30 protein-coding genes are annotated in these 26,787 nt (G+C 27.7%); 7 read left to right on the top strand and 23 right to left on the bottom strand.

Going from position 1 to position 26,787, the window contains the following annotated elements:
- The first annotated feature begins 43 nt into the window (after nt 1-43).
- From HMPREF0078_RS08735 to HMPREF0078_RS08725, 3 genes are read left to right on the top strand one after another with little or no spacing between them, the layout of a single operon-like run.
- Nucleotides 44-1,168, top strand: a complete 1,125-nt coding sequence (locus tag HMPREF0078_RS08735) for a 5-bromo-4-chloroindolyl phosphate hydrolysis family protein (protein ID WP_004839897.1) — start codon at nt 44-46, stop codon at nt 1,166-1,168.
- Nucleotides 1,161-2,267: a toxic anion resistance protein gene (locus HMPREF0078_RS08730; RefSeq protein ID WP_004839895.1), complete on the top strand. Its 1,107-nt coding sequence runs from the start codon at nt 1,161-1,163 to the stop codon at nt 2,265-2,267. Before HMPREF0078_RS08735 ends, HMPREF0078_RS08730 begins: the two co-directional genes overlap by 8 nt.
- A gap of 9 nt (nt 2,268-2,276) precedes the next feature.
- Nucleotides 2,277-2,537: a hypothetical protein gene (locus tag HMPREF0078_RS08725; RefSeq protein ID WP_004812605.1), complete on the top strand. Its 261-nt coding sequence runs from the start codon at nt 2,277-2,279 to the stop codon at nt 2,535-2,537.
- A 389-nt stretch (nt 2,538-2,926) separates the two neighbouring features.
- On the opposite strand, the gene xylB is transcribed toward HMPREF0078_RS08725, so the two are convergent.
- The 6 genes from xylB to HMPREF0078_RS08695 form a co-directional block, all read right to left on the bottom strand.
- Nucleotides 2,927-4,444 carry a xylulokinase gene (gene xylB / locus HMPREF0078_RS08720; RefSeq protein WP_039920690.1) on the bottom strand — a complete coding sequence of 506 codons (1,518 nt, stop codon included), beginning with the start codon at nt 4,442-4,444 and terminating at the stop codon, nt 2,927-2,929.
- A gap of 106 nt (nt 4,445-4,550) precedes the next feature.
- A complete protein-coding gene (locus HMPREF0078_RS08715; RefSeq protein ID WP_004839891.1) occupies nt 4,551-5,417 on the bottom strand; it encodes a ketose-bisphosphate aldolase in 867 nt (288 codons plus the stop codon).
- A 42-nt stretch (nt 5,418-5,459) separates the two neighbouring features.
- Entirely contained in the window at nt 5,460-6,137 is a 678-nt protein-coding gene (locus tag HMPREF0078_RS08710) for a D-lyxose/D-mannose family sugar isomerase (RefSeq protein ID WP_004839889.1), read from the bottom strand.
- 14 nt (nt 6,138-6,151) lie between these two features.
- Nucleotides 6,152-7,237, bottom strand: coding sequence for a PTS fructose transporter subunit IIC (locus tag HMPREF0078_RS08705; RefSeq protein ID WP_004839888.1), 1,086 nt, complete (start codon nt 7,235-7,237; stop codon nt 6,152-6,154).
- A gap of 1 nt (nt 7,238) precedes the next feature.
- Nucleotides 7,239-7,550, bottom strand: a complete 312-nt coding sequence (locus HMPREF0078_RS08700) for a PTS fructose transporter subunit IIB (RefSeq protein ID WP_004839885.1) — start codon at nt 7,548-7,550, stop codon at nt 7,239-7,241.
- A 2-nt stretch (nt 7,551-7,552) separates the two neighbouring features.
- Entirely contained in the window at nt 7,553-8,005 is a 453-nt protein-coding gene (locus HMPREF0078_RS08695) for a PTS sugar transporter subunit IIA (protein ID WP_004839884.1), read from the bottom strand.
- Nucleotides 8,006-8,188: 183 nt separating this feature from the next.
- Here HMPREF0078_RS08695 and HMPREF0078_RS08690 point away from each other — a divergent pair, with 183 nt between their 5' ends.
- Nucleotides 8,189-9,046, top strand: a complete 858-nt coding sequence (locus HMPREF0078_RS08690; RefSeq protein WP_004839882.1) for a MurR/RpiR family transcriptional regulator — start codon at nt 8,189-8,191, stop codon at nt 9,044-9,046.
- A 312-nt stretch (nt 9,047-9,358) separates the two neighbouring features.
- Here HMPREF0078_RS08690 and HMPREF0078_RS08685 read toward each other — a convergent pair whose 3' ends face one another.
- From HMPREF0078_RS08685 to HMPREF0078_RS08615, 15 genes are all read right to left on the bottom strand, one after another.
- Complete coding sequence (locus HMPREF0078_RS08685; RefSeq protein WP_004839879.1) at nt 9,359-10,309, bottom strand: CorA family divalent cation transporter; 951 nt, start codon at nt 10,307-10,309, stop codon at nt 9,359-9,361.
- Nucleotides 10,310-10,499: 190 nt separating this feature from the next.
- Nucleotides 10,500-11,132 (bottom strand): ABC-2 transporter permease, encoded by a 633-nt coding sequence (locus HMPREF0078_RS08680; protein WP_004839877.1) that lies wholly within the window; start codon nt 11,130-11,132, stop codon nt 10,500-10,502.
- The gene (locus HMPREF0078_RS08675; protein WP_004839875.1) at nt 11,113-11,979 is read right to left on the bottom strand and encodes an ABC transporter ATP-binding protein; all 867 of its coding nucleotides are present in this window, start codon (nt 11,977-11,979) and stop codon (nt 11,113-11,115) included. The genes HMPREF0078_RS08680 and HMPREF0078_RS08675 overlap by 20 nt, the downstream gene beginning before the upstream one ends.
- Nucleotides 11,972-12,349: a GntR family transcriptional regulator gene (locus HMPREF0078_RS08670; protein WP_004839873.1), complete on the bottom strand. Its 378-nt coding sequence runs from the start codon at nt 12,347-12,349 to the stop codon at nt 11,972-11,974. The genes HMPREF0078_RS08675 and HMPREF0078_RS08670 overlap by 8 nt, the downstream gene beginning before the upstream one ends.
- 91 nt (nt 12,350-12,440) lie before the next feature.
- Nucleotides 12,441-12,935, bottom strand: a complete 495-nt coding sequence (locus HMPREF0078_RS08665; protein WP_004839871.1) for an SH3 domain-containing protein — start codon at nt 12,933-12,935, stop codon at nt 12,441-12,443.
- A 9-nt stretch (nt 12,936-12,944) separates the two neighbouring features.
- A complete protein-coding gene (locus HMPREF0078_RS08660) occupies nt 12,945-13,550 on the bottom strand; it encodes a CpsD/CapB family tyrosine-protein kinase (RefSeq protein ID WP_004839870.1) in 606 nt (201 codons plus the stop codon).
- A complete protein-coding gene (locus tag HMPREF0078_RS08655; RefSeq protein WP_004839867.1) occupies nt 13,543-14,406 on the bottom strand; it encodes a YveK family protein in 864 nt (287 codons plus the stop codon). The genes HMPREF0078_RS08660 and HMPREF0078_RS08655 overlap by 8 nt, the downstream gene beginning before the upstream one ends.
- Nucleotides 14,407-14,769: 363 nt before the next feature.
- On the bottom strand, nt 14,770-15,654 hold the full coding sequence (locus tag HMPREF0078_RS08650) for an undecaprenyl-diphosphate phosphatase (protein ID WP_004839866.1): 885 nt from the start codon (nt 15,652-15,654) through the stop codon (nt 14,770-14,772).
- Complete coding sequence (locus tag HMPREF0078_RS08645) at nt 15,651-16,460, bottom strand: tRNA 2-thiocytidine biosynthesis TtcA family protein (protein WP_039920689.1); 810 nt, start codon at nt 16,458-16,460, stop codon at nt 15,651-15,653. The genes HMPREF0078_RS08650 and HMPREF0078_RS08645 overlap by 4 nt, the downstream gene beginning before the upstream one ends.
- On the bottom strand, nt 16,460-17,251 hold the full coding sequence (locus HMPREF0078_RS08640; protein WP_004839862.1) for an MBL fold metallo-hydrolase: 792 nt from the start codon (nt 17,249-17,251) through the stop codon (nt 16,460-16,462). Before HMPREF0078_RS08640 ends, HMPREF0078_RS08645 begins: the two co-directional genes overlap by 1 nt.
- Before the next feature lie 120 nt (nt 17,252-17,371).
- On the bottom strand, nt 17,372-18,187 hold the full coding sequence (locus HMPREF0078_RS08635; RefSeq protein ID WP_004839859.1) for a Cof-type HAD-IIB family hydrolase: 816 nt from the start codon (nt 18,185-18,187) through the stop codon (nt 17,372-17,374).
- A gap of 72 nt (nt 18,188-18,259) precedes the next feature.
- A complete protein-coding gene (locus HMPREF0078_RS08630; protein WP_004839857.1) occupies nt 18,260-19,567 on the bottom strand; it encodes a radical SAM protein in 1,308 nt (435 codons plus the stop codon).
- The gene (locus HMPREF0078_RS08625; protein ID WP_004839855.1) at nt 19,564-20,841 is read right to left on the bottom strand and encodes an HAD-IA family hydrolase; all 1,278 of its coding nucleotides are present in this window, start codon (nt 20,839-20,841) and stop codon (nt 19,564-19,566) included. Before HMPREF0078_RS08625 ends, HMPREF0078_RS08630 begins: the two co-directional genes overlap by 4 nt.
- Nucleotide 20,842: 1 nt before the next feature.
- A complete protein-coding gene (locus tag HMPREF0078_RS08620) occupies nt 20,843-21,304 on the bottom strand; it encodes a PPC domain-containing DNA-binding protein (protein WP_232618474.1) in 462 nt (153 codons plus the stop codon).
- Nucleotides 21,305-22,052: 748 nt separating this feature from the next.
- Nucleotides 22,053-22,595 (bottom strand): ECF transporter S component, encoded by a 543-nt coding sequence (locus tag HMPREF0078_RS08615; RefSeq protein ID WP_004839852.1) that lies wholly within the window; start codon nt 22,593-22,595, stop codon nt 22,053-22,055.
- A gap of 220 nt (nt 22,596-22,815) precedes the next feature.
- Between HMPREF0078_RS08615 and HMPREF0078_RS08610 the strand changes: the two genes are divergently transcribed.
- Genes HMPREF0078_RS08610 through HMPREF0078_RS08600 form a run of 3 tightly spaced genes read left to right on the top strand, consistent with a single transcriptional unit; the run spans nt 22,816 to nt 24,436 of the window.
- Nucleotides 22,816-23,472 carry a hypothetical protein gene (locus HMPREF0078_RS08610; RefSeq protein ID WP_004839850.1) on the top strand — a complete coding sequence of 219 codons (657 nt, stop codon included), beginning with the start codon at nt 22,816-22,818 and terminating at the stop codon, nt 23,470-23,472.
- Nucleotides 23,473-23,525: 53 nt separating this feature from the next.
- Nucleotides 23,526-24,098 (top strand): uracil-DNA glycosylase family protein, encoded by a 573-nt coding sequence (locus tag HMPREF0078_RS08605; RefSeq protein ID WP_004839848.1) that lies wholly within the window; start codon nt 23,526-23,528, stop codon nt 24,096-24,098.
- 50 nt (nt 24,099-24,148) lie between these two features.
- A complete protein-coding gene (locus HMPREF0078_RS08600; RefSeq protein ID WP_004839846.1) occupies nt 24,149-24,436 on the top strand; it encodes an AraC family ligand binding domain-containing protein in 288 nt (95 codons plus the stop codon).
- Nucleotides 24,437-24,606: 170 nt separating this feature from the next.
- Here the strand turns inward: HMPREF0078_RS08600 and HMPREF0078_RS08595 are convergent, their stop codons facing one another.
- On the bottom strand, nt 24,607-25,830 hold the full coding sequence (locus tag HMPREF0078_RS08595) for an ABC transporter permease (RefSeq protein ID WP_039920685.1): 1,224 nt from the start codon (nt 25,828-25,830) through the stop codon (nt 24,607-24,609).
- Nucleotides 25,823-26,713 (bottom strand): ABC transporter ATP-binding protein, encoded by an 891-nt coding sequence (locus HMPREF0078_RS08590; RefSeq protein WP_004839842.1) that lies wholly within the window; start codon nt 26,711-26,713, stop codon nt 25,823-25,825. Before HMPREF0078_RS08590 ends, HMPREF0078_RS08595 begins: the two co-directional genes overlap by 8 nt.
- Between the last annotated feature and the right edge of the window lie 74 nt (nt 26,714-26,787).

Here is a 26,787-nt window from a genome sequence, read left to right as displayed (position 1 = left end):
TATATATTGAATCTTTCTGGTATAATTTTACTAAGGAGTGAATATGACAAATTATGATAAAGAAAACGAAAAATCTTTGGAAAATAGTCTAAACAAAGCTATTTCTGATATGGATTTTTCTGATATAAGTGAAAAGGTCAAGACAAGTCTTGATATATTTATTGATAAAACAATGAATTTTATAAACGGAAATCAAGTTAGAAAACCCGCAATCCAAACTAAAAATCCTCAAGTTTGTGCCCAAAAACTTCCTGAAAAAACCAAGGCAGGATTATTGAAAACAGCTATGATAATTTCTTTTTTAATTGCACTTTCTATGCTAATGATTTTATTTTTTGACGGATTTTCCTATGATTTTTTTAAAAATCTATTTTTAACAGCTTTGTTTTCAATATTTGGATTTTTTACTTTTAGAAAATCCCAACAATTGGATATGATTTCAAAAGATTACACAAGATTTTTAAGAGAGCTTGGACATAACACCGTAATTCCAATAAGAGATTTGGCATCATCAGTTCAAAAATCAGAGGAAGATACCATAAAAGAGCTTTTGTATATGATGAATAAGGGATATTTCAAACAAGCAAGAATTGTAGAAAATGATTCATTATTTTTGTTAGATATTCCAACTTTTAAATTATACAAAAACCAAAAAAATCAAATGCCAAATTTATCACACGAAGAAAATAAAAAAATAGCCCAAGATGCAAGCACAAAAACAAACAAGGATAAAGCTGAAGAAATAATAAGAATTTCAAGCAAAGAAATTACTTCCATAAATCTTGATATTTCAAGAATTAAAAATAGAAATTTTCTTGAAAAAGTAATAGAAATCAAAAAAACAATTGAAAATATTACAAACATTATTAAAAGATACCCAGAAAAAGCTTATGTTTTGGACAAATTTATAGAATATTATTTGCCAACAACTGTAAAATTAATTGATGCTTACACAGAATACGAAATTATGGAATCAAACGATTCAAAAATTAAAAATTCACTTGCAGAAATAGAATCTTCCATAGAAATAATCAATGAAGCCTTTGAAAAAATCCAATTAGAGCTAATGGAAGATAGGACAATGGATATAAAAACAGACATTGATACAATGAAAATTTTATTAAACCAAGAAGGATATTTAGAAAAAGATTGGAGCAAAAATGAGTGATATTAAATTAAGACTAGACGGAGAAAATGAAGAGGTCGAATTAAAACCAGTCGAATATAAGGAAAAAATCCAAATAGATCAGTCAATAAAATTTTCTCCAGAAGAAGAAAAACAAATTGATGATTTTTCCCAAAAAATTGACCTAGAAGATTCAAATATAATTCTCCAATACGGAGTTGGAGCTCAAAAAAAGATTTCAAATTTCTCAGAAAAAACTTTAAATACAGTAAAAAACAAAGAGCTTGGAGAAATTGGTGGACTTTTGGATAAGGTTGTTTCAGAAATCAAATCAATGGACGAAGACAATGGCGGAGTTTTTGGATTTTTAAAAAAACAAAAATCAAAATTTGAAAATATAAAATTAAAATACCAATCAACAGAAAAAAATATAGATGAAATCGCCAAAGCCTTGGATAACCATCAAATAAGACTTTTAAAAGATATTTCCCTGCTTGATCAGATGTATGAATTAAACGAAGACTATTACAAAGAACTTTCTATGTATATAGAAGCTGGAAACAGAAAGCTCAAAAGAACTTTTGAAAAAGACATACCAGCCCTTGAAAATACAGCAAGAATTTCAAACCTCCCAATGGATGCCCAAAAAGCAAATGACATAAAAGCCCAAGCCAACAGGTTTGAAAAAAAATTACACGATTTAGATTTAACCCGAATGGTTTCAATGCAAATGGCACCACAAATTAGGATGGTACAATCATCAAACTCAATTATGGCAGAAAAAATCCAAACAACAATTGTAAATACAATTCCACTTTGGAAAAACCAAATGGTCCTAGCCCTTGGCATGAGCCACACAGAACAAGCAATTCGTGCCCAAGAAGCCGTTACAAATTTAACCAATGATTTATTAAAATCAAACGCTGACAAATTAAAACAAAATACAATCGATACAGCAAGAGCAACCGAACGCGGTATAATAGACCTTGATACAATAAAATATACAAACGATAGACTAATTGAGGCGATTGACGAAGTAAGAGCAATTCAAATCGAAGGAAATAAGAATAGACAAGACGCCAAAAATGAGCTTGGTCGTCTTGAAGAAGAATTAAAAAGAAATTTATTAAAAAATAGTTAGGAGAAAAAAATGGCAGAAAAAATAGAATTTAAATTTGATACCCAGCTTTTAATAGCAGGAGAAGATTTAGACGAAGACGAAATTTTCGATCACATAACAGAAAATTTCGAAGGAGATAGCCTACTTGCAGTAGGAGATGAAGATTTAATAAAAATCCACTTCCACACAAATAAACCATGGGAAATATTAGAATACGCTCAATCAATCGGAGATATTTTTGACGTAGTAGTAGAAAATATGCAAAGACAAGCAGATGGTTTAAAAGGATAAAAAACAACCGGACTAAAAAAAGGCAGGAATTTTCCTGTCTTTTTGTTTGTCTTGGAATAGAAATAAATTTGTAGCTTGAAGGCTCTCCTCTAGCTTTGTACAATAAAATCGGTTAAAAATAATTTTATATAACAAAATGCAAACTTTTCTATTTTAAAAATAAAAACCATATACAAAAACATTTTATCCTTTAGAAATTAAGGAAAATAAAGAGAAAACCAATCTCAAGCTTGTCGATAGATCTATTTTGTTTTACTTTACATTTAAATTTAACCTATTCAATTTAGATTTCGACTCATTCCATTCGCTCGAGATGGGCGATTGTTTGATTTTGTTTTTTGCTAAAGTTTATATATTTAATCGTTATCAGTTAATATTTTAAGATATTTTCAATTACTTTTATTTTGATTTTCACATATACCAATTAAATTGTAACAAATTGATTTTGTATTTGGGTATATTTTTTTGTATTGTTCAAACAACTTATCATATATTCTTGAATTTTCTTTATTTGGTTTTATAATTTGTGTATATTTTATAAAGGCATCTGAACACTCTTTTACATTATCAAAATATTTCATGCCTAAAGCCGCAATCATAGCTGCACCAAGTCCTGGTCCTTCTTCTATATTTATAGTCATAATATTTTTATTAAATATATCTGCTTGGATTTGTAGCCAATCTTTATTTTTTGAACCCCCGCCAACTGATATAATATTTTTTATTTGAGAATCTATTGATTTTTCCATCATTTCAAAATTATCTCTAAGTGAAAAAGTTATTCCTTCTAAAGTTGATTTTACTAAATGTTTTTTTGTATGAGAAATATCTAATCCTATGAAACTTCCTCTAATATTTCCATCAAAATATGGACTTCTTTCGCCATTTAAATATGGAGCAAAAATTAGACCATCAGCTCCTGCTTTGATTTTATCTATATCTTTAGTCAAATCTTCAAATTTTTCTTTTTTTGAGAAACTTTTTCTAAACCAATTTAGACTCTGTCCTGCTGATAAGGTAACTCCCATAGAATAATACGTATCTTTATAAATCGAATTAAAAAAATGTAATTTTCCATTGTAAGATCTATTTATTTTCTTTTCCGGATTAAGGATTACTCCAGATGTACCTATACTTAAAAGCATGGTATCGTCTTTTCCTATAACCCCACTTCCTATTTCACTAGCACAATTATCAGCACATCCTGCAAATACTCTTACTTTTTTCTTAAACCCGTATTTTAATATCAAATCTTTTTTAACATATCCAACAAAATCTGTCGAATTTAGTAAAGGTGGTAGTAATTTTCTATTTATTCCAAATTTTCTTATAATTTCTTCCGACCATATATGGTCTTCAATATCTAAAAGTAAAGTTCCTGCTGCATCAGAATAATCCATGTTATATTTTCCTGTTAGATAGTATCTCAAATAATCTTTAGGTAATAAAATGTGGTGTGTTTTTTCAAATATTTCTGCTTCGTATTTTTTTACCCATAAAATTTTAGGAAGTGTAAAACCTTCTAATGCGATATTATTTGTAATTTCTAATAGTTTATCAGAAAACTTATTTCTTATATATTTACACTCATCAATAGTTCTTACATCATTCCATAATATAGCATCTCTTAAAACTCTTCCTTGTTCATCAAGTAAAACCAAACTATGCATTTGCCCAGAAAAACTTAATGCTATAAGATTTTCATTTAAATCAAAATCACGATTTAATTTCTCAATAACATTTTCGAAAGCATCAATCCAAAATTTAGGGTTTTGTTCACAATATCCTTTTTTGGGATTGCAAACATCATAAGAACTACTTTTTGCACCAATGAAATTTCCATCCTGATCAAAAACTACTCCTTTTAATGAAGATGTTCCTAGGTCAATTCCTAAAATATAATTCATTTTATTTCCTTTCATTAATGATTTTAATTTTATATTTTTATTTATATTATTTAAAAATGTGCAAAGGTATAACTTTGCACATTCTTGCTATCAATTCTTAATATTTTTATTGAAAAAATAATTCAGCTTTATTATCTGATTCAAACAATTTAACTTTTTCTTCTACAACTTCACACATAGCTTCTATGCAAGCAGGATATATAGCGTTAGGTTCTCTTAAAGAATTGTCTTTCAAAACTTCTCTACATTTTTTGAAAAATGCCACTTTTATATCAGATGATATATTGATTTTATTGATTCCTCTTTTTACAGCTTCTGCAATTTCGGCATTAGGATTTGATGAGCCACCATGTAATACTAGAGGAATTTTTACTAGATCTTTTATTTGTGTTAATAAATCTAGTTTTAATTTAGGAACATAATTTTCAGGATATATTCCGTGAGCTGTTCCAATTGCTATTGCCAAAGAGTCACAATTTGTTTGATCTATAAATTTTTTAGCATCTTCAGGTTTTGTGTATTGAATATCTTTTGAACCACCATATTCATCTCCAGCATCTACACCAATTGTTCCGAGTTCTCCTTCTACAGATACATCTACGCTATGAGCAAGCTCTACAACTTTTTTTGTCATTTCAATATTTTCTTCAAATTTAAATGTACTAGCATCAATCATAACTGATGTAAATCCATCTTTTATTGCATTAATAACTTGTTTTATAGAAGAACCATGATCTAAATGTAACACTACTGGTAATTCAGATTTATTTGCTTTATCAATTATTGTTTTTACAAAACTATCTTCCACGTATGAAAGTTCATCGGGATGTATAGCTATAATTACTGGAGATTTTAGTTCTTCACATTTTTTGAAAACTCCATTAAGCATAGGTAATGATGAGATATTAAATGCTGGTACAGCAAAATTATTCTCGTTAGCAACTTTCAACATTTCTTTCATATTAATTAACATTTTAAACTCCTATATTATTAATTCCATTTTCTATTTATTCTCTTATCCATTGTATTTAGGATATTCGTTGCATAATAATTTGTAAGGTTTTTCATCCTCTATTATTTCAGGAAATCTTCCTACTTGTTCATAAAACCTATTGTCATTATCATCATCATTAACTTCAGAAACTTCTCCCACTAATACATCTCCAGTATTTTCTTTTACAGAAAATTTATGATATTGATATGGCTTTAAGGTAATACTTTGTCCAGGATTTAATTCAACACTTTCTCCTGCCTTTACATAATATTCTCTTCCATCAGATTCTACTAAGACATCATCTTTAGAAAAATTTCCATCGTCATCATTATAAACAGTTATAAGCAAAGTTCCTCCGCCTCTGTTTATAATATCTTCTGTTTTTTGCCAGTGAAAATGAAACGGAAATTCTTGATTTTGCTTTATCATAATATATTTTTCTGCATATTTTTTTGAAGAAGATTTATTTATATTTCCATTTCTACAAGTAAATAATGAAAAACCTATATTTTCAAAATCATCTAAACCAGCATCGGTTATATCCCATCCAAGTTTATTATCTCTGATTATGTCATATTCATTATTTTTATCTTTCCAGTCTTCAGTTGACCAATATGCAAAATCAGGTAGATATACATTCATTTTCTTCAAAAATTTTTCCATATCTTTTATTGCTTTATTAATTTGTGATCTTTTCATATAACCTCTCTAATTTATGAAAAACTTAAATTTTCTAGCTCATCATTATTATCTTTTTTATTCTCAAAATTTGTTACTTTTTTATTTTTTAAAAATTGTAACAAAATAGCAAATACTAAAGATCCTACTAATAAAGAAACTAACCACAATAAAGGTTTGTTAATTCCAGGTAACGCTACCAATCCACCTGATGGAACTTTTGATTCAATATTCCAAAGTCCAACTAATCCACCACTTACACCAGCACCAACAGCTGTGCATATAGTTATTCTTAATAAATTATTCAATATTATTGGAAATGAACCTTCTGTTATTTGAAAACATCCCATAATGAATGCTGTTTTTAAAGAATCAACCTCTTGTTGTGAAAATAAATCTTTTTTGCCGATGATTTTTGATAAGAAATATCCAATTGTTAATCCAAATGGTGCAATCATACTCGCTTGAATCAAATTACATATAGGACCACCAAATCCTTCGGACAAAGCAGCTGCTGAAAATGTAAATACAACCTTATTTATTGGTCCACCATAATCTACCGCAGATAAAACTCCCACTACAACTCCAAAAATCATAGAATATTCTGGCTTAGAGCTTAAACTTTTAAGAAGTGAATTTACACTTTCTGTCAACCAAATTATAGGAACTCCAATTATATATTGCATCAAAATAGCTATAATCAAACTTACTATTAAAGGTTGAATTAATTGAGGCATAAGTCCTTGCATCCACTTTGGAAGTTTTAAATTACTTAAAACTATTTTTGTTAAATATCCAGCTAAAAATCCTACTACTATACCACCTAAAAATCCATAACCATTTGTCTTACATAAAACACCCAAAATAATTCCTGGTGCTATTCCAGCTTTGTCCGCTATAGAATACGCAATTCCAGTTGATATGACTATAGGTATAAAGCCTAATCCATTAGCTCCCAATGTGCTCAAAGCATCATTTAAATTAATAAATCCACCATCTATCTCAACAACTTTTCCACCTAAAATATTTCCAATTACCATAAGCATTCCTGCCGCAGATACAAAAGGTATTAGATAGGATATGGCTGTCATGACATGTTTTCTAATATTTAATTGTTTCATTTTATTTCTCCATTAATTTTTCTATTTTTTCAATCAATTTATCAGATGATTGAACAACTGTGCTAGTTGAAATTTCTATTATTTTTTTGCCATCAAAACGATTTCTCTTTGATACAGAAACATCTACTGCTAAAATTACTACATCTGCTTCTTTTATTTCTTCTTCGGTAAGCTCATTTTCAATTCCAATAACTCCTTGCGTTTCAACTTTTATTTCATGTCCTCTTTTGCAAGCTGCATTTATTAACTTTTCTTTCGCTAAATATGTATGAGCTATACCAGCAACACACGCACAAACACCAACTATTTTCATCCCTAACTCCTAAAACAATTTTTTATTTCTTCTTTAGAATCCGCACTTAACAATTTTTTTAATATATCTTCATTTGCTAAATTAGAAGCTACTTTTGATAGTAATTTCAAATGTTCATCTGCAAAGTTCTTATCATTCTTTACAACAAATAATATAACTATCCTTACTCCATTATTATCTAAACTTTCCCATTCAATTTCCTTATTTAATTTCCCAATCGCTATTGTTGTTTCGTTTACATAATCACTTTGCCCATGAGGTATTGCAACAAAATTTCCAATGCCTGTTACTCCGAGTTTTTCCCTTTCTAAAACATCTTTTACAAAACCATCCACTTCTGAAATATATTCGTTTTCTTTCAAAACTTTAGATAATTTTTCTAATACTTGAATTTTAGATTCTGCCTTTAAGTCATTTAAAATCAAATTGTCATCTAATATTTTGTCAATTTCCATATTTCCTCCTTTCGTTTTAGCAAATACAAAATATATTATTACATAAATTGTACTTTATATTTTTTTATGTAATACCATTTCATATTTATATAATAACACTAATTATAAAAATGTCAATATGAAACTATATTTTTTTATTTTGCTATTTTTATATAATGTAATATAATTACATAGAGGTGTATTATGACTAAATTGGATAAAAATGAAAAAGTTATTGATATTTTTAAAAATAATTACAAAAATCTTTTTAAAGCAGAAAAAATAGTTGCGGATTATATAATCAACAATCCAAACAAAGTAACTCTTATGAGTGTAAAAGAAATAGCAAACGAAACAAAAGTAAGCGATGCAACTGTTGTTAGAATGTGTCAACATTCTGGTTTTGACGGTTTTTACCAAATGAAAATTTTACTTTTAAGAGATATTGGTGAAGGAAATCAAAATGATATTGCCGATTTTCAGGATAAGCCAATAGAATTTTTTTTAAATAGAAAAAAAAGTTTAATAAACACTATTAACAAAGAAGATAATATAAATAATATAAAAAAATTAGTAAGTAAATTATTAGACAGCAACATAACCTTAATAGCCGCCACAGGAAATACTCTGCCCGTTGCCCTAGATTTAGAATTTAGACTAAATAGACTAGGCATAAAAACTTTTACAACTTCTACTAATGAAAGATTATTAAATTATACAAGTAACTTAAATGAAAATGATTTTTTAATTACGATTTCAAAATCTGGTTTATCAAAAAATATATTAAAAGTTAGCGATATAGCTAATAACAAAAATATAAAACAAGCTTGTATCACTTCAGAAATAAATTCCAGTTTATCTGAAAATTCAGATATTACAATATTTTCAGGTAAACTTTATAATGATATAAATGACTCTTATAATGGTTTAGAATCTCATATAGGAGAATTTATAATTAATGATATAATTATAGCCTTTGTTGCTTCAACAAAACATAATAAAAATCAACTGCTACAATCTCAACAACTAGAATACGAGTTTTTCTCTTCTTTAAAATTATAATAATTTATAATTATAATTTATTTAGAAATCTTTCCTATTCTCATCTGAAATTAATAAAATAAAAAAGGGCTGTTGAAAAATGATGTGTACCCTCCCTACTGGGTTATCCAGTAAAGAGGGTACACATCATTATTTTTCTGACTTTTTTTGTTGAATAAAAAAATTAATCCTTTAGAAATTAAGGAAAATAAAGAGAAACCCATCTTGAGCTTGTCGAGAGATCTCTTTTGTTTTACTTTATATTTAAATTTAACCTATTCCATTGAGATTTCGATCCTTTCATTCGATTTAGATGGGTTTTATATTTTATTTTCACCTATCAAATCTCCTAAATAATAAATACACTAAAATTACACTAATCAAAGAAATTCCAATAACATACATATAACCAAAATTCCATTTTAATTCTGGCATATTTTCAAAATTCATCCCATACCAACCAGTTATTATCGTGATTGGTGTAAAAATTGTCGTTACAACTGTCAAAACTTTCATTGTATTATTCATGGAAAGGTCCATTTTTGACGTGTAGGAATCTTTTACGTTTGTAATATATCCACTCAAATAAGAAATATTTGAAGAATATCTTTCAACTCTAAACAAAACTGATTTTAGGTGTTTTATATCGTCATCATCGAAAATTTCATTCTCATTTTCCATTAAAACTTCTAAGGTATCAAGGAGTCTTTCGTATGATGCGTACAGATTTAGGGCCTTGTGTCTATTGTCAGAGATTATTTCTATACTATCTCTGGTTTTTTTATTTTTTATTATCGCGTCTTCCACAGCTGCTGTTGAATTTTTTATTTGATCAAAAATTCTTGTGTGGTTATTTACTAGGGCTGTAATAAAATATTTCAAAAGCCTTCCAGGAGATCTTGCTGAAAATTTCTTTGTTAGCATCTTCCTAAAAGCCTCTGTTGTCGATTGATCTCTATCATACAAGTCGACAATTATAAGTCTGTTGTTTTCTATATAAAATCCTATAAGATCTGAAGTTTCAAGATTTCCCATTATATCTAAAAGTTCTAAAATTGCAAAGGTATAATTATCTTCCACTGCCATATAAGATTTTTTGGCAGTGTCTGACAAGAGCAAATCAATTATGGCATCGTCCAAATTATAAGTTTTGGCAAAATCAATAAAACTCGCCTTACCCAAATACATCAAATAAAAATCATCATCTTCTATAACATCATAAAAACTAGAAATATCGGTTTGTTCAAAACCGTTATCCGTGTCAAATTTATAAATATAATCCATTTTTTCTCCTTAAAATTAGGAAACATTCCTTTTACATTATGACTATATGAATTATCGATAAAATTTCAACGATTTAAAGCTTAATTTATAGATAATATATTTAAAAATAAAAAATAAGAATCCTTTATTCAACAATTTTTTACAAGCGTCTAAAAAAGATTCTTATTTTATATTTATTCTTATAAACAAATTAAAGTTCTTTATTTTCAAAAATTTTTATGGAAATAAAAACTGAAATTGAGTGGAGTATTATTGTTATGACAAAAATTATTAAGGATAAAAGTGTTTTATCCATTGTTAAACCTTTATTTACATATTCCAAAAGCCATTCTTTATTTGATGAAATTGTTGAGAAAAATGCAAATACTACAAAATATAAAATTACAAAAAACAGTCTTGCCTTTTCCGCTCCAAATTTATACATCAATGGAAGTTCAACAACTCCAACTATACTTGTTACAAAAAATAGGGATGATATAAGCAAAATTAAGGGAATTTCTTTTGTAAGTGGGTTTTTGTTAAATCCTACAACAAATGACAAGGCCATTGCAAAAATTGACATAAACCAAATTATAGTATATCTTGAAAATACAATTTTTTCCCTCGAAATTCCACTTGAAATCAAATATTTATTTGTTGAATATTGGTTGTCGATTCCAAAAACCATGCCCAAAATTATTACTGGGACTAGGATGAAAAACAATGGAATCAAAACCAATTGATCTTCCTTGTAAAAATAAACTCCCAATCCTACTATAATTATAAATTGTAAAAGCAAAGCATTTTTTATCGAAATCAAATCTTTATATATCAAGGCTTTCATTGTATTTCTCCTTTATCATATAAACCATAATTTCCTCTATACTAACATTTTCTATTTCAAGATTTTGAGGAATTAATTTTTTTTTGACCAAACATTCTTTTCCAAATTTATAATCTCTTACTGCAATTATGGAATTTTTATCAATACTTTCAAATTCTTCTTTTGAAAGGGAAACTAGGCCATAATCTTCCTTTAATTTATCCTTATTTTCAACAAAAATTAGCTTTCCCCTATGTAAAAAGGCAATTTCATCTGCAATTTTTTCTAAATCTGACAAAATATGGGATGAAATCATAATGCTTTTGTTTTCATCTTGGATAAATTCTAAAAGTATATCCAAAATATCATCCCTTGCCACAGGATCAAGCCCACTTGTCGCCTCATCCAAAATCAAAAGCTCTGCCTTGTGGCTTAATGCCAAAATCAAAGACAATTTCATCTTCATTCCTCTAGAAAAAGTAGAAATTTTCTTTTTTTCTGGAAGCTCAAATCTTTTTAAAAGCTTATTAAAAGTTTCTTTTTCCCAAAAATTTCCATAATACATGGAGTGAAATTTTTCAACTTCTTTAATATTTAACTCTTGGGGAAAGAAAAAATCTTCAAAAACAAAGGCGATTTTTTTCTTCTCATCCTCAGTCAAATCTTCAATTTTTTTGCCGAAAATATAAATTTCACCAGAATCTTTTTTCATATCGCCCAAAATCAATTTGATTGTAGTAGATTTTCCAGCTCCATTTTCTCCAATATATCCTACAATAGATCCTCTTTTGATATTTAAATCCAAAGGTCCAAGATAAAAATCATTCAAAGATTTTTTTAGACCTTTTATTTTTAATATATCATCCATCTTCTTCCTCCAATATATCCATAAGAGAAATAATTTCTTTTTTTGAAATTCCTGCAAGTTTAGACAATTTGATAATTTCTTTTAGATGATCTTCAATTTTTATAGAAAATTTTTCCCTGATTAATTCTGGATTTTGATCTTTTACAAAATTTCCCTTTCCTGGAACAGAATTAATAAGTCCATCTTTTTCAAGTTCATCATAAGCCCTTTTCGTTGTAGCTACACTAACTCTAAGCTCTTTTGCCAAAAGTCTAATAGAAGGAAGAGGCTTATCCTTTTCTATCTTATCATTTAAAATTGCGTCTCTTATTTGATTTTTGATTTGTAAATATATGGGATCTTTACTCGAGTATTTGATCTTAATATCCATTTATTCCTCCTACTGTTCATAGTGTACCTTAACAGTTGAAAAGTGTCAAGATATACAAATAAAAAAAGCTTGGTTAAAACCAAGCTAATTTTTATTGAATATCATCTAAAAGCTCTGTCAAAATATAGCCTTGGTATTCTCCATAGCTTACTTTTGACCATTCGCCTACTATTTCTGATCTTTCTATTTGTGTTCCGGGTTGGATTGTTGCTACAATTTCTGAATCTGTGTTTGTTTGTCTTCTTATATTTGAAATATCTTTTACTGTGAATATTCCATAAGCTTGTTTTGGCTCTTTATCTTTATCTTTTTCTTTTTTATTTTTCTTATCTTTCTTTTCTTCTTTTGTTTCTTTTTTGTCTTCTGTTTCGTTTGATTTATTTTTTTCATCAAGATTTTTTAGACTTGCAAGATTATTTGAAGAAGAATTTTCGTTTGTTTCGTTTTTCTTTTTGAAGGTTACTTCTGTTGAAACTTTATTTGATGGTTCACTTTCTTCTGGATGTCTTTGGGATACATATTCTTCTTTTGAACATGCTGAAAGTGTTAAGCTTAAGGCTAATATTAATAAAATTTTCTTTTTCATTTTTTCTCCTTAATTATCCGTTGTTATTATTCCCGAAATTTGGGCATTTACATTTTCAAGTTTTCTTATTGATGCATTTAATTTTTTTCTTCTGAAATCTTTTTTTCTGGCAAAAACTATAACTGAATCTGCGAGTCTTGGATAAAAATTTGCATCGTCGTATTTTTCGTTATCTGCTGTATCTAAAAATATAAAATTATATTTTTCTTTTAGAGAATCAAAAATATTTTCTATCCTATCATAGTTTAAAATGCTTGGATTTATTTCTCTTTGTTCTGGTGCAAGAATTAGGTCAAGATTTTTTTGGAAATGATCTTTTACTATGAAATTTTCATAAGGTTTTTCCTTTTCCAAAATATCAAAAAATCCTCTATCAAATTCAATATCGCACAAATCTCCCATCATTGGATTTCTAAAATCAGCTTCTATAATAATTACCTTGTAATTATCTTTTGCCAATGCTCTAGCTAAATTTAAAATCAAAGATGACTTGTTTATCTTCTCATTTGATGATACAAATTGTACCAAAGAATTTTTATCTGCAATTTTCAAAAAATTATTCTTTAAGGATTCAAAAGATTTTTCTATCTCCTTTGCCTTATTTTTATTAAACATCTAAATCACCATCATCATATTTTGGCATATCTGCAATTATTGTATAGTCCTTGTTGTTTTCTTTGTTTTGATATAATCTAAAATCTTCATCTTCATCATCTGATAAATCTTCGTTAGAATTTATATCTTGGGATAATTCATTGTCTTCGTCGTCGTAGTATTCTTGTACTAAATTTCCATCTTCATTTATATAAGATTCTTTTACATTATCATAATCATTTTCATAATCGTATTCTTCTTTATCATCATCTTTTGTAAATACGACTTTTCTAATTTCTTTTTCTTCAACATATTCTTCTTCATCATTATTTTTTGAATTTCTAATTGTCACTACAAGTGAACCGAAAATAAAATATGTTATAAAAGCTGCAAGTCCAACTTTTAGTGAATCTTTTTCGCTCGTTTTTGCTAAACTTGCATTTGGATAAGCCTTGTCAATTACTACTGCATCAGCTTTATAAAGTTGATTAATTACTGAAACTGTAATTTCTGCATATTCATCTGCTATATCTTCTGCCCTAAGTTTTATAGAATCTTTTACATTTATATTTAAAATGTGGGTATTGGCAATTGCTTGTATTTGAATTTTTTTGTCAAGTTCACCAGGATCCATATCAAGTTTTAAATTTTCAATTACTCTTTTTTTGATAGCATTTGAATTTACAGTTTCTGCATAAGTGTAAGCAGTTTTATCATCATCTTTTATTTTTTCATTAGAGGTTGTAAGGATTTTTGATTGAGCCTTGTAAGTTTTTATTCCAAACTTATCAAACAAAAAATAAAATCCTATTCCTATTATAAGTCCAAAAACCAAAGCCTTTGGTATTACGCTAAATACTGATTCTTTCTTTTTCATTATCTCCTCCGAAATTTCTGTGATTTATTTTTATTTAAATTATTTTTATTTTTCAAAACTCTTATTCTAATTTTACACTATAAGGACAATTTTTTAAAGTTTTGCCAAAGCAAAAAGGCGGGTTTCCCCACCTCAGATTTCTAACAACATATCAAATCCTCATGCAAAGAATATCATACGGAAAAAATTGACTTGATTTCAAATTGAAAAAATCCGTCAAAAATCGCACTGTTTGAGCGTAAGTGAGTTTGCGATTTTAGGATTTTGAAATTTAGAAATCAACAATTTTTGAAGTTAGATATTCGTGCTTGAGGATTTGTTATCTCCTGAAGTGAATCTTCCCACCTTTTATTTTTTAAAATTTTATTTAATTATTAGAAAATATAAAAATACAATTACTGCAAGGACAATTCTATATTTTCCAAAAATAATGAAGTCATTTTTTTGTACGTAAGAAATAAATTTCTTGATTACTATATAAGCAACTATAAAACTTAAAATCATTCCTATAAGAATTAAAATCCATTCATATCCTGAAAATCCTGATACGTTTTTTACAACTTTTAAAAGCGTTGCTCCAAGCATAGTTGGTATTGCCAAAAAGAATGAAAATTCTGCACTAGCTGATCTTGAAAGTCCCAAAATCATTGCGCCAATTATTGTCGCAGCTGATCTTGATGTTCCTGGAATCATGGCAAGAACTTGAAAACATCCTATAAAAAATGCAGTTTTATAAGAAATTAATGAAATATTATCGACTCTTTGTCTATTTTCTTTTTTGTTTCTATTTTCAATTAAAATTATTCCAATACCCCAAACAAAAAGCATAAGGGCAACAACCATTGGATTAAATAAATACTCATCAATTATATCGTCAAATAAAAATCCCAAAATTCCTGCTGGTATTACTCCAACTATAACTCTTTTCCAAAGCTCAATTGTTTCTTTGTAAGGATGAGTTAATCTATAATAAAATTTTGATTGGCCATTTAATTTCGCATAATTTTTTGGAAAATATCTTTTTGTTTTTTCAAAATCCCAAGGATTTAATTTAGAAAAGTACAAAACAACTACTGAAAGTATTGCTCCAAGTTGAATTATTACATTAAAGGCGTTGGCAAATTTTTCTGGTTCAAGTTTTACAAACTCATTTACCAAAATAAGATGGCCCGTTGATGAAACAGGCAAAAATTCTGTAACTCCTTCTACAATAGAAAGAATTATTACTTTTAATAAATCTAAAATCATTTTTTAAATTCCTCCATGAATGAATGTTCTTTACCATTTATTTTATATCCCAAAACCATATCACAATTTACATTTTCAGCTGATCTTAGGATTGATTTTTCTACATTTGGTATGTCTTCTTTTAAATCTTCAATAAGATTTTTTATTTTTTTTCTTGTATAAGACTCACTTTTTTTTGTAACAGTGCAAGCACAATTTAAGGCACTTAATCCTACATAATCACGCCAAGCTATTACATCTTTTTCTTCTATAAAATACATGGGTCTTATAAGTTCCATATCATCAAAATTTTGCGCCATAAGTTTTGGCTTCATAGTTTTATAATTTCCAGCATACAAAACATTCATCAAAGTCGTTTCGATTGCATCGTTCATGTGATGGCCCAAGGCAACTTTATTACAACCAAGCTCTTTTGCCTTGGCATATAAGAATCCCCTTCTCATTCTCGCGCACATATAACAAGGATATTCTCCAGAAATTTTTTCGCTAATTTCAAAAACATCCGAATCGAAAATTTTTGCTGGAATATTTAAATATTTTAGATTTTTCTCTAACAAATCTCTGTTTTCTTTATCGTAGCCTGGATCCATGCAAATATATTCAACTTCAAAATTTACATTTGAATGTTTGTGCAATTCTTCAACAAGTTTTGCTGTCAAAAGTGAATCTTTTCCACCAGAAATCGCGCAAGCGACCTTGTCGCCCTCATTTATTAATTCATATTTTTTTACAGCTTTTATAAATTTTGACCAAAGCTCTTTTCTATATTTTTTTATAATCGATCTTTCAATTTCTACTAATTCCATCATAACTCCACTAAACTTGAAGGTTCGTTTCTTTTTGCAACTTCCAATTGTATATCTTTATTTGTATCTAGTCCACAGGATTTTAGGTAATTATCTACAGTTATTTTGCAAAGCTGTTCTGAATTATTTGTTTCAGACAAGTGAGCAAGAAAAATTTTTTCATTTTTGCCTTGAAGGGCATCAGCCAAAGATTTTGCCGATTGTTCATTTGATAAATGTCCCATCTTTCCCATAATCCTAACTTTCATCGAATAAGTATAGGGACCTCTTTTTAAAGCATCAAGGTCATGGTTTGCCTCAAAATAATAAACATCTGATCCCTTTATCTCATTTAAAATTCTCTCATCAATTATTCCCGTATCAGTCAAAACCGTAATTTTTTTATTATCCAAATACAAAATAAAACCAACCGGTTCACTTGCATCGTGATGAATTGATATTGGAAAAATATCAAAAGAATTAAAATTAAAAAAAGAATTCGACTTGAAAATTTTTATATTTTCATCTTTTAATTTCCCAGCATTTTTTATAAAAGAAAGCCAAGTTCCCTTATTGGCATAAATTGGAATATCATATCTTCTGCTCATGACAGATGCTCCCTTTACGTGGTCGATGTGTTCATGAGTTAAAAAAATCGCATCCAAATTTTTTGGATTTTCGCCAATTTGAGATAAAAGATTTTCAATTTTTCGTCCCGAAAAACCACAATCAATCAAAATTTTTGATCCTTTGTGTTCAACAAAAACAGAATTTCCCGAAGATCCTGAAGCTAGAGAGCAAAATTTACTCATAATACTTCCTATCTTTTTTATTTTATAAAATTTATTTTAACATAAAAATATGTAAGATTTTAGAAAAATCTTACATAAATAACTATTCATATAATACTGGTTTTTTCTTCTTTTTCAATTTTAATTTGCAAAAAATATTTTTTCTAAAATATTACAAACTCCATCTTCATCGTTTGAATAATTTGAAACAATATCAACCATTTCTTTTACACTTTCTCTCCCATTTCCGCAAGTTGCAGAAACTCCTGCCATATTTAGCATAGTTTTGTCATTATTTGAATCGCCAATAGCAAGCGTTGATTTTAAATCCACATTTAAAATTTTGCACAATCTTTTTAAAGCCTGACCTTTGTCAGCCTCCTTGTGTAAAACTTCAAAAACTTCTGGAACATTTCTTACTGTTTGATAAGTTTTTAAAAGCATTTCATTATAATTTTTTTCAAACTCATCAACAGCATCTTTGTTTCCAGTTATGGTAATCCTATCAACCCTTTTACTCATATCTTTTTCATCAATTTTTTCAATAGGCATTTTCAAAATTTCAGATTCAAATAAAAAATGTTTATTTACCCTTTCGCTATTGCTATACAGATTATATTTATTGTAAATTCCTATTTGAAGCTTATCGTTTATTATCTTTTTAAGATTTAAATAATCCTCCATGCTTAAAATTTTTTTTGAAACATCTGACTTGTCTTTATTTTTAATTATAAGAGAGCCAGTATTTGTTATAGAATAATCATCATCAGAATTTAATTCCAAATCATCAAGTATCCAAGAAAATCCACCAAGAGGCCTTCCAGTAGCAATAACTACAAAAATCCCCTTTACTCTCAACTTTTTAATAATTTCAAAATTTTTTCTAGAAACTTTTTTATCCGAATTTAAAAGAGTTCCATCAAGGTCAATAGCTACAAGTTTTATATTTTTTTCCATATTCACTCCTAACTTTCTTCTCTTTTTATTCTATCACATAAAATTATATATTTTAAAAAATAAAAATAAGCCTTAATGTATAGGCTTATTAATAAAATTTTCTATTAATTTATTTTTGTCATAAATTTCTTTTTCTATATTTTTATAATAATCTCTAAGATTTCTCTCATTTCTATATTTTTTTCCATTCATCAATTTTGAATTTGCATTCATTCCAAGGCCTATAATATTTTCAAGCTCTTCATTTATTAAAATATTATATCGTTGAGAAGTATTTTCTTTTTCATAGCCAATATTTTCCAAATTTCCTATTATGTTTTTTTGCCTATAAAGATAATAGGGCTTGTAGGAATTTTCTTTTGTAAAAATTTCTATATCCTTTGCAATTTTTATACTTTCGCTTTCATTTCCATTTATATTTTCTTCAAAATATTTTGAGCCAACTTTCTGAGCCAGTGCATGGAAGGTTATATTATCTGGTTCTAATTTTTTTAAAATTTCAAAATTTTTAGAAAAACTTTCCCTATTTTCTCCATAAAGTCCAACTATAAAATCCATATTTACAATAATACCAAGCTTTTTGGCATAATCATAAATTCTTATAAAATTTTCCAAATCAATCGCTCTATTAATATTTTCCAAAACATTCACGCTAAAAGTTTGGGGATTTAAGGAAATTCTTCCTACATTTTTTTCTTTAAACAAATCTAATTTTTCAAAGTCAAGGGTATCTTCCCTGCCTGCTTCAAGTGTAAATTCATTGAAAATAAATTTTTCGTTGATTAAAGACAAAATCCTATCCAAATCTTTTACAGATAAATTTGATGGTGTTCCTCCGCCAAGATAAATTGTATCCAATTTTTTCGGCAAATTTATTTGAGAAATTTCCTTTAATAAAAAATCTACATAAAGATTTTTCTCTACTGTGTTTGACACAATAGTAGGATAGGAACAATACCTGCACCTTTGAGGGCAAAATGGAATATTTATATAAAGATTAAAATCTTTTGCATCAAATTTTAATTTGTCCTGACTTTCTTTTATAGCTTTTAATAAATTGATTTTATTATCTTTTAACTTATAAATATTTTTCAAATCATCAAAACTATGATTTTTTAAAAGTTTTGAAGGTTTTGACCCTGTTAAAATCCCCCAATCAGAAGTTTTTTTATTTTCTTTTTCCAAAATTTCAAAAAGAATTTGTTTCAATTCTAAATTTGAATCAAAAAAGTAGGACTTATTTTTACTTTCAATAAGTCCATTTTTTATCAATATATCAGGATTTTTTTCAACAAAAGAAAAATCTTCTTTGTCATAAAAAATATTTAAAATATCATATACAATTTTTCTTTGATTTTCATTTTCTAAATATACTTTCATATTTCTTTTACAATTTCTCTCGCCCAAACTTGGTCGATCATTGATGTTTCTTTGACATCAACAAAGGCTATGTATTTGTCATACAAAGTTTGATAAAGATCATCCACAAATGGCATTTTGAATTTGCCATTTTTTGTTACAATTATAAATTCATTATTTTTATAGTGCATAGCCAAAATATCTTCTTTTTTAAATTTAAAATCTGGACTTTGAATTAGGACAAACTTCATTATTTCAATTATATTATCAATTTTCCCATCATCGAAAATAGAAATTTTTTCCTTCAAATCAAGGTCATTTTTGCACATTCTTATTATAAAATCTTCTGCCTTATTTTTATTTAACCTATCCAAAATTTTTAGGGAAGATTTGAAGGCTAGTTGATTTCTTTTTTGGATAAATTTAGGATCATTTACAAACATCAACTTCTTGTCATTATCTGTATAAACATATCTATAATTTAATTTAAATAATTTTTTGCAAGATGGACATTCAACAAGACCTACATTTTCTATAAAATCTTTGTCATTAAGAGAAAATATTGCAGTAGGCAAAGATTTTGTAAATTTTTCCTTACAAGATGGGCAAGATAAATTAAAATCTTTATTTCTTGTATCAATATTATTTTTATTTTTTAAAAAATCCAAAAATTCTTCCAAAGACGAAAACACCAAATCTGCTTCATTTTTTATAAGCTCACTATCGTCCAAATCAACTATCAAAACCGCCACAGCACCACTTGCCTTTGCAGCTTTTATCCCAGAAAGAGAATCTTCCAAAATATAAGTTTTATTTTTGTCAGCATTTAATTTTTCAATAGCAAAATTAAAAATTTCGGGATTTGGTTTGCCTTCAACAATATTATCCGAAGAAATTATCAAATCAAAATAATTTCTTACCCCTTCCCTATCAACCAAAAAATCTACCCTGTCTTTTTCAGAAGAAGATGCAAGAGCAAGTTTCTTATTATTTTTTTTCAAATAATCCAACAATTCCACCAAACCAGATTTTTTTAAAGAATAATCAATTTTTTCAAATTTTTCTTCCCTCAAATCATTTAAATCTTTTCTAATTTCTAAAGCTTTTTGCCTATCCATAGAAAATTTTTCAACCATATAAGAAATAGATTCATCCATTTTCCTTCCAGATAAAAGAATCTTATCTTCTAAATCAAAAGAAAAATTATTCTTTTTTGCAATCTCACGCCATGTTTGATAATAAAAATTTTCCGTATCAAACATAGTTCCATCCATATCAAATATAAAATAATCCATACTAAAACTCAATTAAATTTAATCCCAATTCTTCATCAAATTTTCTATTAATATCGCCATCAATAATTGTAACAAAAATTTCCGCAGTTAAAGAAATAATAGCCTCATTCAAATGACCTGCAATTGCTTCCCCTGCAATATCTCCAGTAAGAGCATTTGTTTTTGCCTTGCCACAAGTGATGTGAAAATGAGTATAAAGCTTACCATCTTTATTAGAAATATTTCCACAAAGATTTGCAATTTCTAAATCTTCTTCATATTTTTTTATATTATAATCCTTAGTTTCAGGATCAAAAAGACCAATGTCAAGATTATCAGTAGCACCAATTCCAGTTAAAAAACCAGCCTTTACATTTTCTTTTTCCAAAATTTTCCTAACAGATTCAACAAGCTTGTCACCCTTTTTTAATCTAATAACTAATTTATCATCAAATCTTTTATAAATCATATAAAGTCCTTTCATTTTTCTTCTTATCTTTTCTTTAATAATTATACCCAAACAAGGGGATGGATATTGGATTTTGATTTTTTTATTTTTAATCTTTAATTTTAAAATAAATTATTTTATTAAATTAAAACTTCGTAGACTTAGGGCGGAAGGAACAGGGGACTTCCGATTGTCCCCTTTTTCCTTCCCCCTAAGAACCCCCATCTTTATAACCCCTTAACCGGCCCTTGCAGGGAGCAAAATTAGAAAGAAACTAAAGTTTCTTTCGTTTTTTAATCGATTATCCAAATTTAATAAGTATATAAGTCCAAAATAAATAAATTCTAAGTTCATTAAAAGAGAAAAAAATAACTCACTAACGTTCAAACAATTTTTTCTCTAATAATTCACTTGAATTTATAATTATTTTTAAAAATCTGAAAGAAGCGTCAGCTTCTTACAAAATTATCTCCATGCAATGGTCGGTTGCAGAGGGCAAAAAAGTGGGGGTTTTGGGGATATAATTAGCTTGAAATTGTGCCAGTGGTACAATTTCAATAATTATACCGCGGACTTTATTCGTAGTTTTAATTTGAAATTGAATTTTGATTTAAGATTTTTTTAAATTTAAAAAGTAAGTTAGCGTGGTAAAAGGGGACAATCGAAAGTCCCCTAATTTGTCCCCTTAGTAACGAAGTATTAAAAATTAATTGTAATTTAGTAAATCATAGAAAAACATTAAGCTTAAAAAATAAAAAAATCTGCATTTAAAAAAGGACTATTTCTAGTCCATTTTTACTCTTTTTAAAAGTGCCATTGCAAAAATAGCTGTTATTATTACAGAAATAACTCCATTTATTGAAGAAACTCCAAGTTTTTGTACAACTTCTACCATATTTGCTTCAAATGACAATCCCATAGCAACTTTATTTTTTATAAAAGTGTATAACAAATAAAGAATAATATAAGTTATTTGTCCAAAAAATCCTGCAAGAGTTGCTTTTGCTTTTTCGTTTTTCATTTTTGTTTTGTGAAAAATCAAACCAGCCACAAAGCCCATCATAAATTTATTTATAAATGTAAATGGTGCTGATGCAAAATAAAGTGGATTTGTTAAATCAAAAATTGCAGAACCAACTCCTGCTGCAAGTCCTCCAAGTCCTGGTCCTAAAATTATTCCTCCCAAAAGACAAAAGGCATTTCCTAAATGAAATCTTGTATCTCCCATTGGCGTTTTGAGTGGTATTTGAAAAAATGCTGAAAAAATAAATACCAAGGCTATAAAAAGACCTGTATATGTAAGTTTTTTTGTAGATAATTTAATCATGAGTCCTCCTATTTTTATTTCTACGTTTTTCTATCACAAACTAATTATATAATACAAAGGAAAATGTGTAAATATATCATTTTTCTATAAAATATTTTATAAATATCCATTTTCAAATTTAAAATTCAATTTTTTTCTATAAAATTAAAAATGTAACATGAGTTACAGAAATTAATTTGAATTTTTTATATAATAAATTAAAAACAAAAAGGAGTTATAGATGAGCGAATTTTTAGGACCAATACATTATATGATGTATGAAAAAATAAAATTTCAAGATAAAATTACAAATTTTCTTTTAGATGGCAATACAAAAGAAATTGACGAAAAAATTAAACCAGTTTCAACTGATAATTTGGAAAATTTAATCGACCAAGAAAATATTCACGGCTGGCTTGATTCAAAAATTGATGTTGTAGAAAATAGACTTGCCTATGCAATAAAAAATAGCGAAAATACCAAAGAAAAATTATTTGATTTTGGAAAAAAACAAGCAGTTGGAAAAAATTTTTCTGATTATAATGAAATTTTTAAGGATTTAAATACCATGATTCTTGATGGAATGCCTTGTGATAATGGACTTTCTGCAACAATTGATGAAAATGGAGATTTATTTTTAATCACAAATGTAAATACTCACGAAAAATATTTCAAAGATTTTATAAATCCAGAAGATTCTCTTTCAAACACTTGCGAAGGAGGCCACAGCCACGACCACCACGAAGCTTTTGAAATTAATAAAAATGGTTTTGAATTAAAAGAAGAAAAATCTCCTTACCATGAATATAGGTACGAATTTTTGAAAGGATATTTTGAAAATTCTCCCTACGCAGTTGACCTTGTTGGTGGAATTAATTATAGAATTTACAAAAAATAAAAAATATTATACAAAATGGATAAGTATATCTTGGAAAAATAGTAAGGATTTTTATGAAAATAGAAGATGTAGTTAAAAAATTAAAGGATGATCCTCGAAATAAAGACTATACGAACAGGGGGATTGGTCCAATTTTTCAGTTAAATAAAGATTCTAAGATTTTAATAATTGGTCAGGCTCCCGGCAAAAAAGTTGAGGAAAGCGGAATTTTATTTAATGATAAAAGCGGAGAAAATCTAGTTGATTGGCTGGGAATAAGTATGGATACCCTCCATGGCAAAAACTTTTCAATACTTCCCATGGATTTTTATTATCCAGGTAAGGGAAAAAGTGGTGACAAGGCTCCAAGAAAATTTATAGCAAAAGAATATCATCCTCTCCTACTTGAAGAGATTAAAAATATAAATTTAACTATATTGATAGGTGCCTATGCACAGAAATTTTACCTAAAAGATGATTTTAAGAAAAATCTAACGGAGACAGTAAGGAATTTTAAAGATTACTTGCCAGAGTACTTTCCCCTAGTCCACCCAAGTCCTTTAAATAATAGGTGGATGGCTAAAAATAAATTTTTTAAGGAAGAAACCCTGCCAGAACTAAAAAAAATTATCCAAAGAATACTTTAGAAAATTTTATAGTTGAATGAAATAATAAATATTAGCAATAAGGAGGCTTTATGAAAAAATTAAGTGCAAATATTTTAGATGGTAAATTTGAACACTTGCTAGACGAAGACAAACTACAAATCACCCATCTCCAAATCAAAAAAGGTGAAGAAATTCCAAGCCATAAGTCAGATAAAAATGTAGTGGTTGTAATTTATAAGGGCAAGGTTGATTTCGTTGGAGAAAATGGAAATGAGATTATAGTTCCTGGCGATATAATAACTATGGAAGCTAATGAATTGCATGCCCTAAAGGCAATAGACGATAGTGATTTGATGGTTATAAAGGCAAAAATTTAATAAAATTTTTAAATAAAAAAGGATGTTGCAAAATGATTAAATCGTTTCAAAATAATCATAGGAAATTCTAATAAAGTTTCGCATAAATAAAGCGATAAGCTCAGTACGAAGCTTTAAAAAATCTATGATAATAGGACGATAGTAATTTACAATTTGCAACATCCGCTTTTTTATTTATTTTTCTTTTTAATTTTTAATTTTTTTCCTCTTCCAAACAACTTATCTGTTGAATAATTTAGGATATTTTTCTTGTAAACTCTTGCTGCGATTATATACATTAAAACAATTCCTACTAACAAAATTATTAGGGAAATCATTCCTTGTAATAGGCTTGCGTTTTCGTAGATCAATCTCATTGGCATAAAAAATGTTGATAAAAATGGTATATAGGAAAGAATTTTTATAAAATTATTTGGTTCACTTCCTACAAATGATGTGGAAATAAAATAGCAAAACATAATTATTAGCATAATTGGTGTTGCCATTTTCCCTGCATCTTCTTGCTTTTGTACCAAAGATCCAAGCATTGCTGAAAGGATTATATATAAAATCAATCCCAAAACCATAAATAAAACTATTTCTCCAACTAATTTATAATTTATCCCTTCAAAAATTTCAGAAATATTAAATCCTAGCATCGTTTTTATTTTTTCATAAAATCCTGTAAATTTAATTACGGCAAATCCAACAAGTCCCAAGGCTAAATAAATTCCAAAATGAACTAGCATTGCAAGAATTGTTCCAAAAATTTTTCCAGCCATATAAGTGCCAGCTTTTACTGATGAGAAAATAAACTCTAGCATTTTTGTGCCTTTTTCAACTGCAATATCTTGCATTATTATTTGTGAATAAAAAATTAAAACAAAATACATTACAAAGATTGTAGCAAATAGGGCTAGCATATTTCCTGGATTTTTTAAATTATCTTTTATTTCGTGAAGATTAACTTCTGGTTTTTGGCTAATTATTGCATTTTGCTTGGCGTCAATATTAGAATTTTTCAAATTTTCTTTTCTTTGCATATCCTCTGCCAAAGAATTTATTACAAGCATTGGTGTTCTTGCTGTTGTATCTCCATAATAATCAAAATTTAAAAGTCCATCTTTGTTTTTAACTTCAAGATAAGCTGAAATATCTTTGTTATCAAGAGCTTTTTTCGCCTCATTTTTTTCTTTAAATTCAAAATCTACCATAGGATTATTATGGAAATTTTTCTTATATTTTTCTTCCGTTACAACTGCAATTGTGTCTGGAGTTTTGGTTGAGTAAGAAATGTAGGAAATTATTCCAATAACTACTGCCATAATAAAAGGCATCAAAACCATAATCCAAAAAGTAGGCGATTTAAGGTGTTTTTTTAAAGTATCAACTGATACAGTCATAAATCTATTCATTTTCTTCCACCTTTCTTGCAAAAATTTCATTTAATGTAGGAGGCGATTGGTCAAAATATGGAACAAAGCCAATATTATCTACAATTTTTTTGAAAATAACTTTTGCGTAATCTTCATTTTTTAAAATAAAAGTCCACTTATTACCGTCTTGGCTAATCATTTCTATATTTTCATCGTTTAAGAAAAATAAATCTTCGCTTGATTCAACCACAAGTTTTTTTCTCTCGTAAGAATTTCTAATTTCTTGAGGAGAACCATTCAAAACTATATTTCCTTTTTTAAGCATGATTAATTTTTGGCAAAGACTTTCAACATTTTCCATATTATGAGATGAAAACATAATTGTAGTTCCCTCTTTGTTTACATCTTTGATTATTTTTTCAAGAAGTCTGATGTTATATGGATCAAGTCCTGAAAAAGGCTCATCCAAAATTACAAATTCCGGTTTATAAATTAAAGCACAAAGAAGTTGGACCTTTTGTTGGTTTCCTTTAGAAAGCTCTTTAATTTTTGATGATAATTTCCCATCAATTTCAAAATAATCAAACCATTCTTTTAATTTCTCATCAGAAATATTTTTCATTTTATTTAATTTTGCAAAATATCTTATTTGGTCTTCTACTTTTCTTTTAGGATCAAGAGATCTTTCTTCTGGCAAAAAACCGATTTTTTCCAAAGGAACTTTTGAAAATTTTTTGCCATTATAAGTAATATTTCCGTCATATTTTGAATAAAAGTTCATTATACACCTAAAAAGTGTGGATTTTCCCGCACCATTTTGACCTATAACTCCAAAAAGTTCGCCATCTTTCACCTCAAAATCAGCACGATTTAAAGCAAGAAGATCGCCAAAACTTTTACTTAAATTTTCTACTTTTAGCATGGATACTCCTTTATCATAAATATCTATTCACTCTTATTTTACCATAGAAAATCAAATTAAAAAAAGATGAGAAA

It is taken from the genome of Anaerococcus vaginalis ATCC 51170, from assembly GCF_000163295.1.
Lineage (GTDB): Bacteria > Bacillota > Clostridia > Tissierellales > Peptoniphilaceae > Anaerococcus > Anaerococcus vaginalis.
The sequence above is the reverse complement of the archived record's forward strand: the minus strand, read 5'-3'. Positions and strand labels throughout refer to the sequence as shown.

Excerpts from the sequence above, each read along its gene's own strand:
- HMPREF0078_RS08735 (WP_004839897.1), top strand. The coding sequence starts at position 44 with ATGACAAATTATGATAAAGAAAACGAAAAATCTTTGGAAAATAGTCTA.
- HMPREF0078_RS08730 (WP_004839895.1), top strand. The coding sequence starts at position 1,161 with ATGAGTGATATTAAATTAAGACTAGACGGAGAAAATGAAGAGGTCGAA.
- HMPREF0078_RS08725 (WP_004812605.1), top strand. The coding sequence starts at position 2,277 with ATGGCAGAAAAAATAGAATTTAAATTTGATACCCAGCTTTTAATAGCA.
- xylB (WP_039920690.1), bottom strand. The coding sequence starts at position 4,444 with ATGAATTATATTTTAGGAATTGACCTAGGAACATCTTCATTAAAAGGA.
- HMPREF0078_RS08715 (WP_004839891.1), bottom strand. The coding sequence starts at position 5,417 with ATGTTAATTAATATGAAAGAAATGTTGAAAGTTGCTAACGAGAATAAT.
- HMPREF0078_RS08710 (WP_004839889.1), bottom strand. The coding sequence starts at position 6,137 with ATGAAAAGATCACAAATTAATAAAGCAATAAAAGATATGGAAAAATTT.
- HMPREF0078_RS08705 (WP_004839888.1), bottom strand. The coding sequence starts at position 7,237 with ATGAAACAATTAAATATTAGAAAACATGTCATGACAGCCATATCCTAT.
- HMPREF0078_RS08700 (WP_004839885.1), bottom strand. The coding sequence starts at position 7,550 with ATGAAAATAGTTGGTGTTTGTGCGTGTGTTGCTGGTATAGCTCATACA.
- HMPREF0078_RS08695 (WP_004839884.1), bottom strand. The coding sequence starts at position 8,005 with ATGGAAATTGACAAAATATTAGATGACAATTTGATTTTAAATGACTTA.
- HMPREF0078_RS08690 (WP_004839882.1), top strand. The coding sequence starts at position 8,189 with ATGACTAAATTGGATAAAAATGAAAAAGTTATTGATATTTTTAAAAAT.
- HMPREF0078_RS08685 (WP_004839879.1), bottom strand. The coding sequence starts at position 10,309 with ATGGATTATATTTATAAATTTGACACGGATAACGGTTTTGAACAAACC.
- HMPREF0078_RS08680 (WP_004839877.1), bottom strand. The coding sequence starts at position 11,132 with ATGAAAGCCTTGATATATAAAGATTTGATTTCGATAAAAAATGCTTTG.
- HMPREF0078_RS08675 (WP_004839875.1), bottom strand. The coding sequence starts at position 11,979 with ATGGATGATATATTAAAAATAAAAGGTCTAAAAAAATCTTTGAATGAT.
- HMPREF0078_RS08670 (WP_004839873.1), bottom strand. The coding sequence starts at position 12,349 with ATGGATATTAAGATCAAATACTCGAGTAAAGATCCCATATATTTACAA.
- HMPREF0078_RS08665 (WP_004839871.1), bottom strand. The coding sequence starts at position 12,935 with ATGAAAAAGAAAATTTTATTAATATTAGCCTTAAGCTTAACACTTTCA.
- HMPREF0078_RS08660 (WP_004839870.1), bottom strand. The coding sequence starts at position 13,550 with ATGTTTAATAAAAATAAGGCAAAGGAGATAGAAAAATCTTTTGAATCC.
- HMPREF0078_RS08655 (WP_004839867.1), bottom strand. The coding sequence starts at position 14,406 with ATGAAAAAGAAAGAATCAGTATTTAGCGTAATACCAAAGGCTTTGGTT.
- HMPREF0078_RS08650 (WP_004839866.1), bottom strand. The coding sequence starts at position 15,654 with ATGATTTTAGATTTATTAAAAGTAATAATTCTTTCTATTGTAGAAGGA.
- HMPREF0078_RS08645 (WP_039920689.1), bottom strand. The coding sequence starts at position 16,460 with ATGGAATTAGTAGAAATTGAAAGATCGATTATAAAAAAATATAGAAAA.
- HMPREF0078_RS08640 (WP_004839862.1), bottom strand. The coding sequence starts at position 17,251 with ATGAGTAAATTTTGCTCTCTAGCTTCAGGATCTTCGGGAAATTCTGTT.
- HMPREF0078_RS08635 (WP_004839859.1), bottom strand. The coding sequence starts at position 18,187 with ATGGAAAAAAATATAAAACTTGTAGCTATTGACCTTGATGGAACTCTT.
- HMPREF0078_RS08630 (WP_004839857.1), bottom strand. The coding sequence starts at position 19,567 with ATGAAAGTATATTTAGAAAATGAAAATCAAAGAAAAATTGTATATGAT.
- HMPREF0078_RS08625 (WP_004839855.1), bottom strand. The coding sequence starts at position 20,841 with ATGGATTATTTTATATTTGATATGGATGGAACTATGTTTGATACGGAA.
- HMPREF0078_RS08620 (WP_232618474.1), bottom strand. The coding sequence starts at position 21,304 with ATGAAAGGACTTTATATGATTTATAAAAGATTTGATGATAAATTAGTT.
- HMPREF0078_RS08615 (WP_004839852.1), bottom strand. The coding sequence starts at position 22,595 with ATGATTAAATTATCTACAAAAAAACTTACATATACAGGTCTTTTTATA.
- HMPREF0078_RS08610 (WP_004839850.1), top strand. The coding sequence starts at position 22,816 with ATGAGCGAATTTTTAGGACCAATACATTATATGATGTATGAAAAAATA.
- HMPREF0078_RS08605 (WP_004839848.1), top strand. The coding sequence starts at position 23,526 with ATGAAAATAGAAGATGTAGTTAAAAAATTAAAGGATGATCCTCGAAAT.
- HMPREF0078_RS08600 (WP_004839846.1), top strand. The coding sequence starts at position 24,149 with ATGAAAAAATTAAGTGCAAATATTTTAGATGGTAAATTTGAACACTTG.
- HMPREF0078_RS08595 (WP_039920685.1), bottom strand. The coding sequence starts at position 25,830 with ATGAATAGATTTATGACTGTATCAGTTGATACTTTAAAAAAACACCTT.
- HMPREF0078_RS08590 (WP_004839842.1), bottom strand. The coding sequence starts at position 26,713 with ATGCTAAAAGTAGAAAATTTAAGTAAAAGTTTTGGCGATCTTCTTGCT.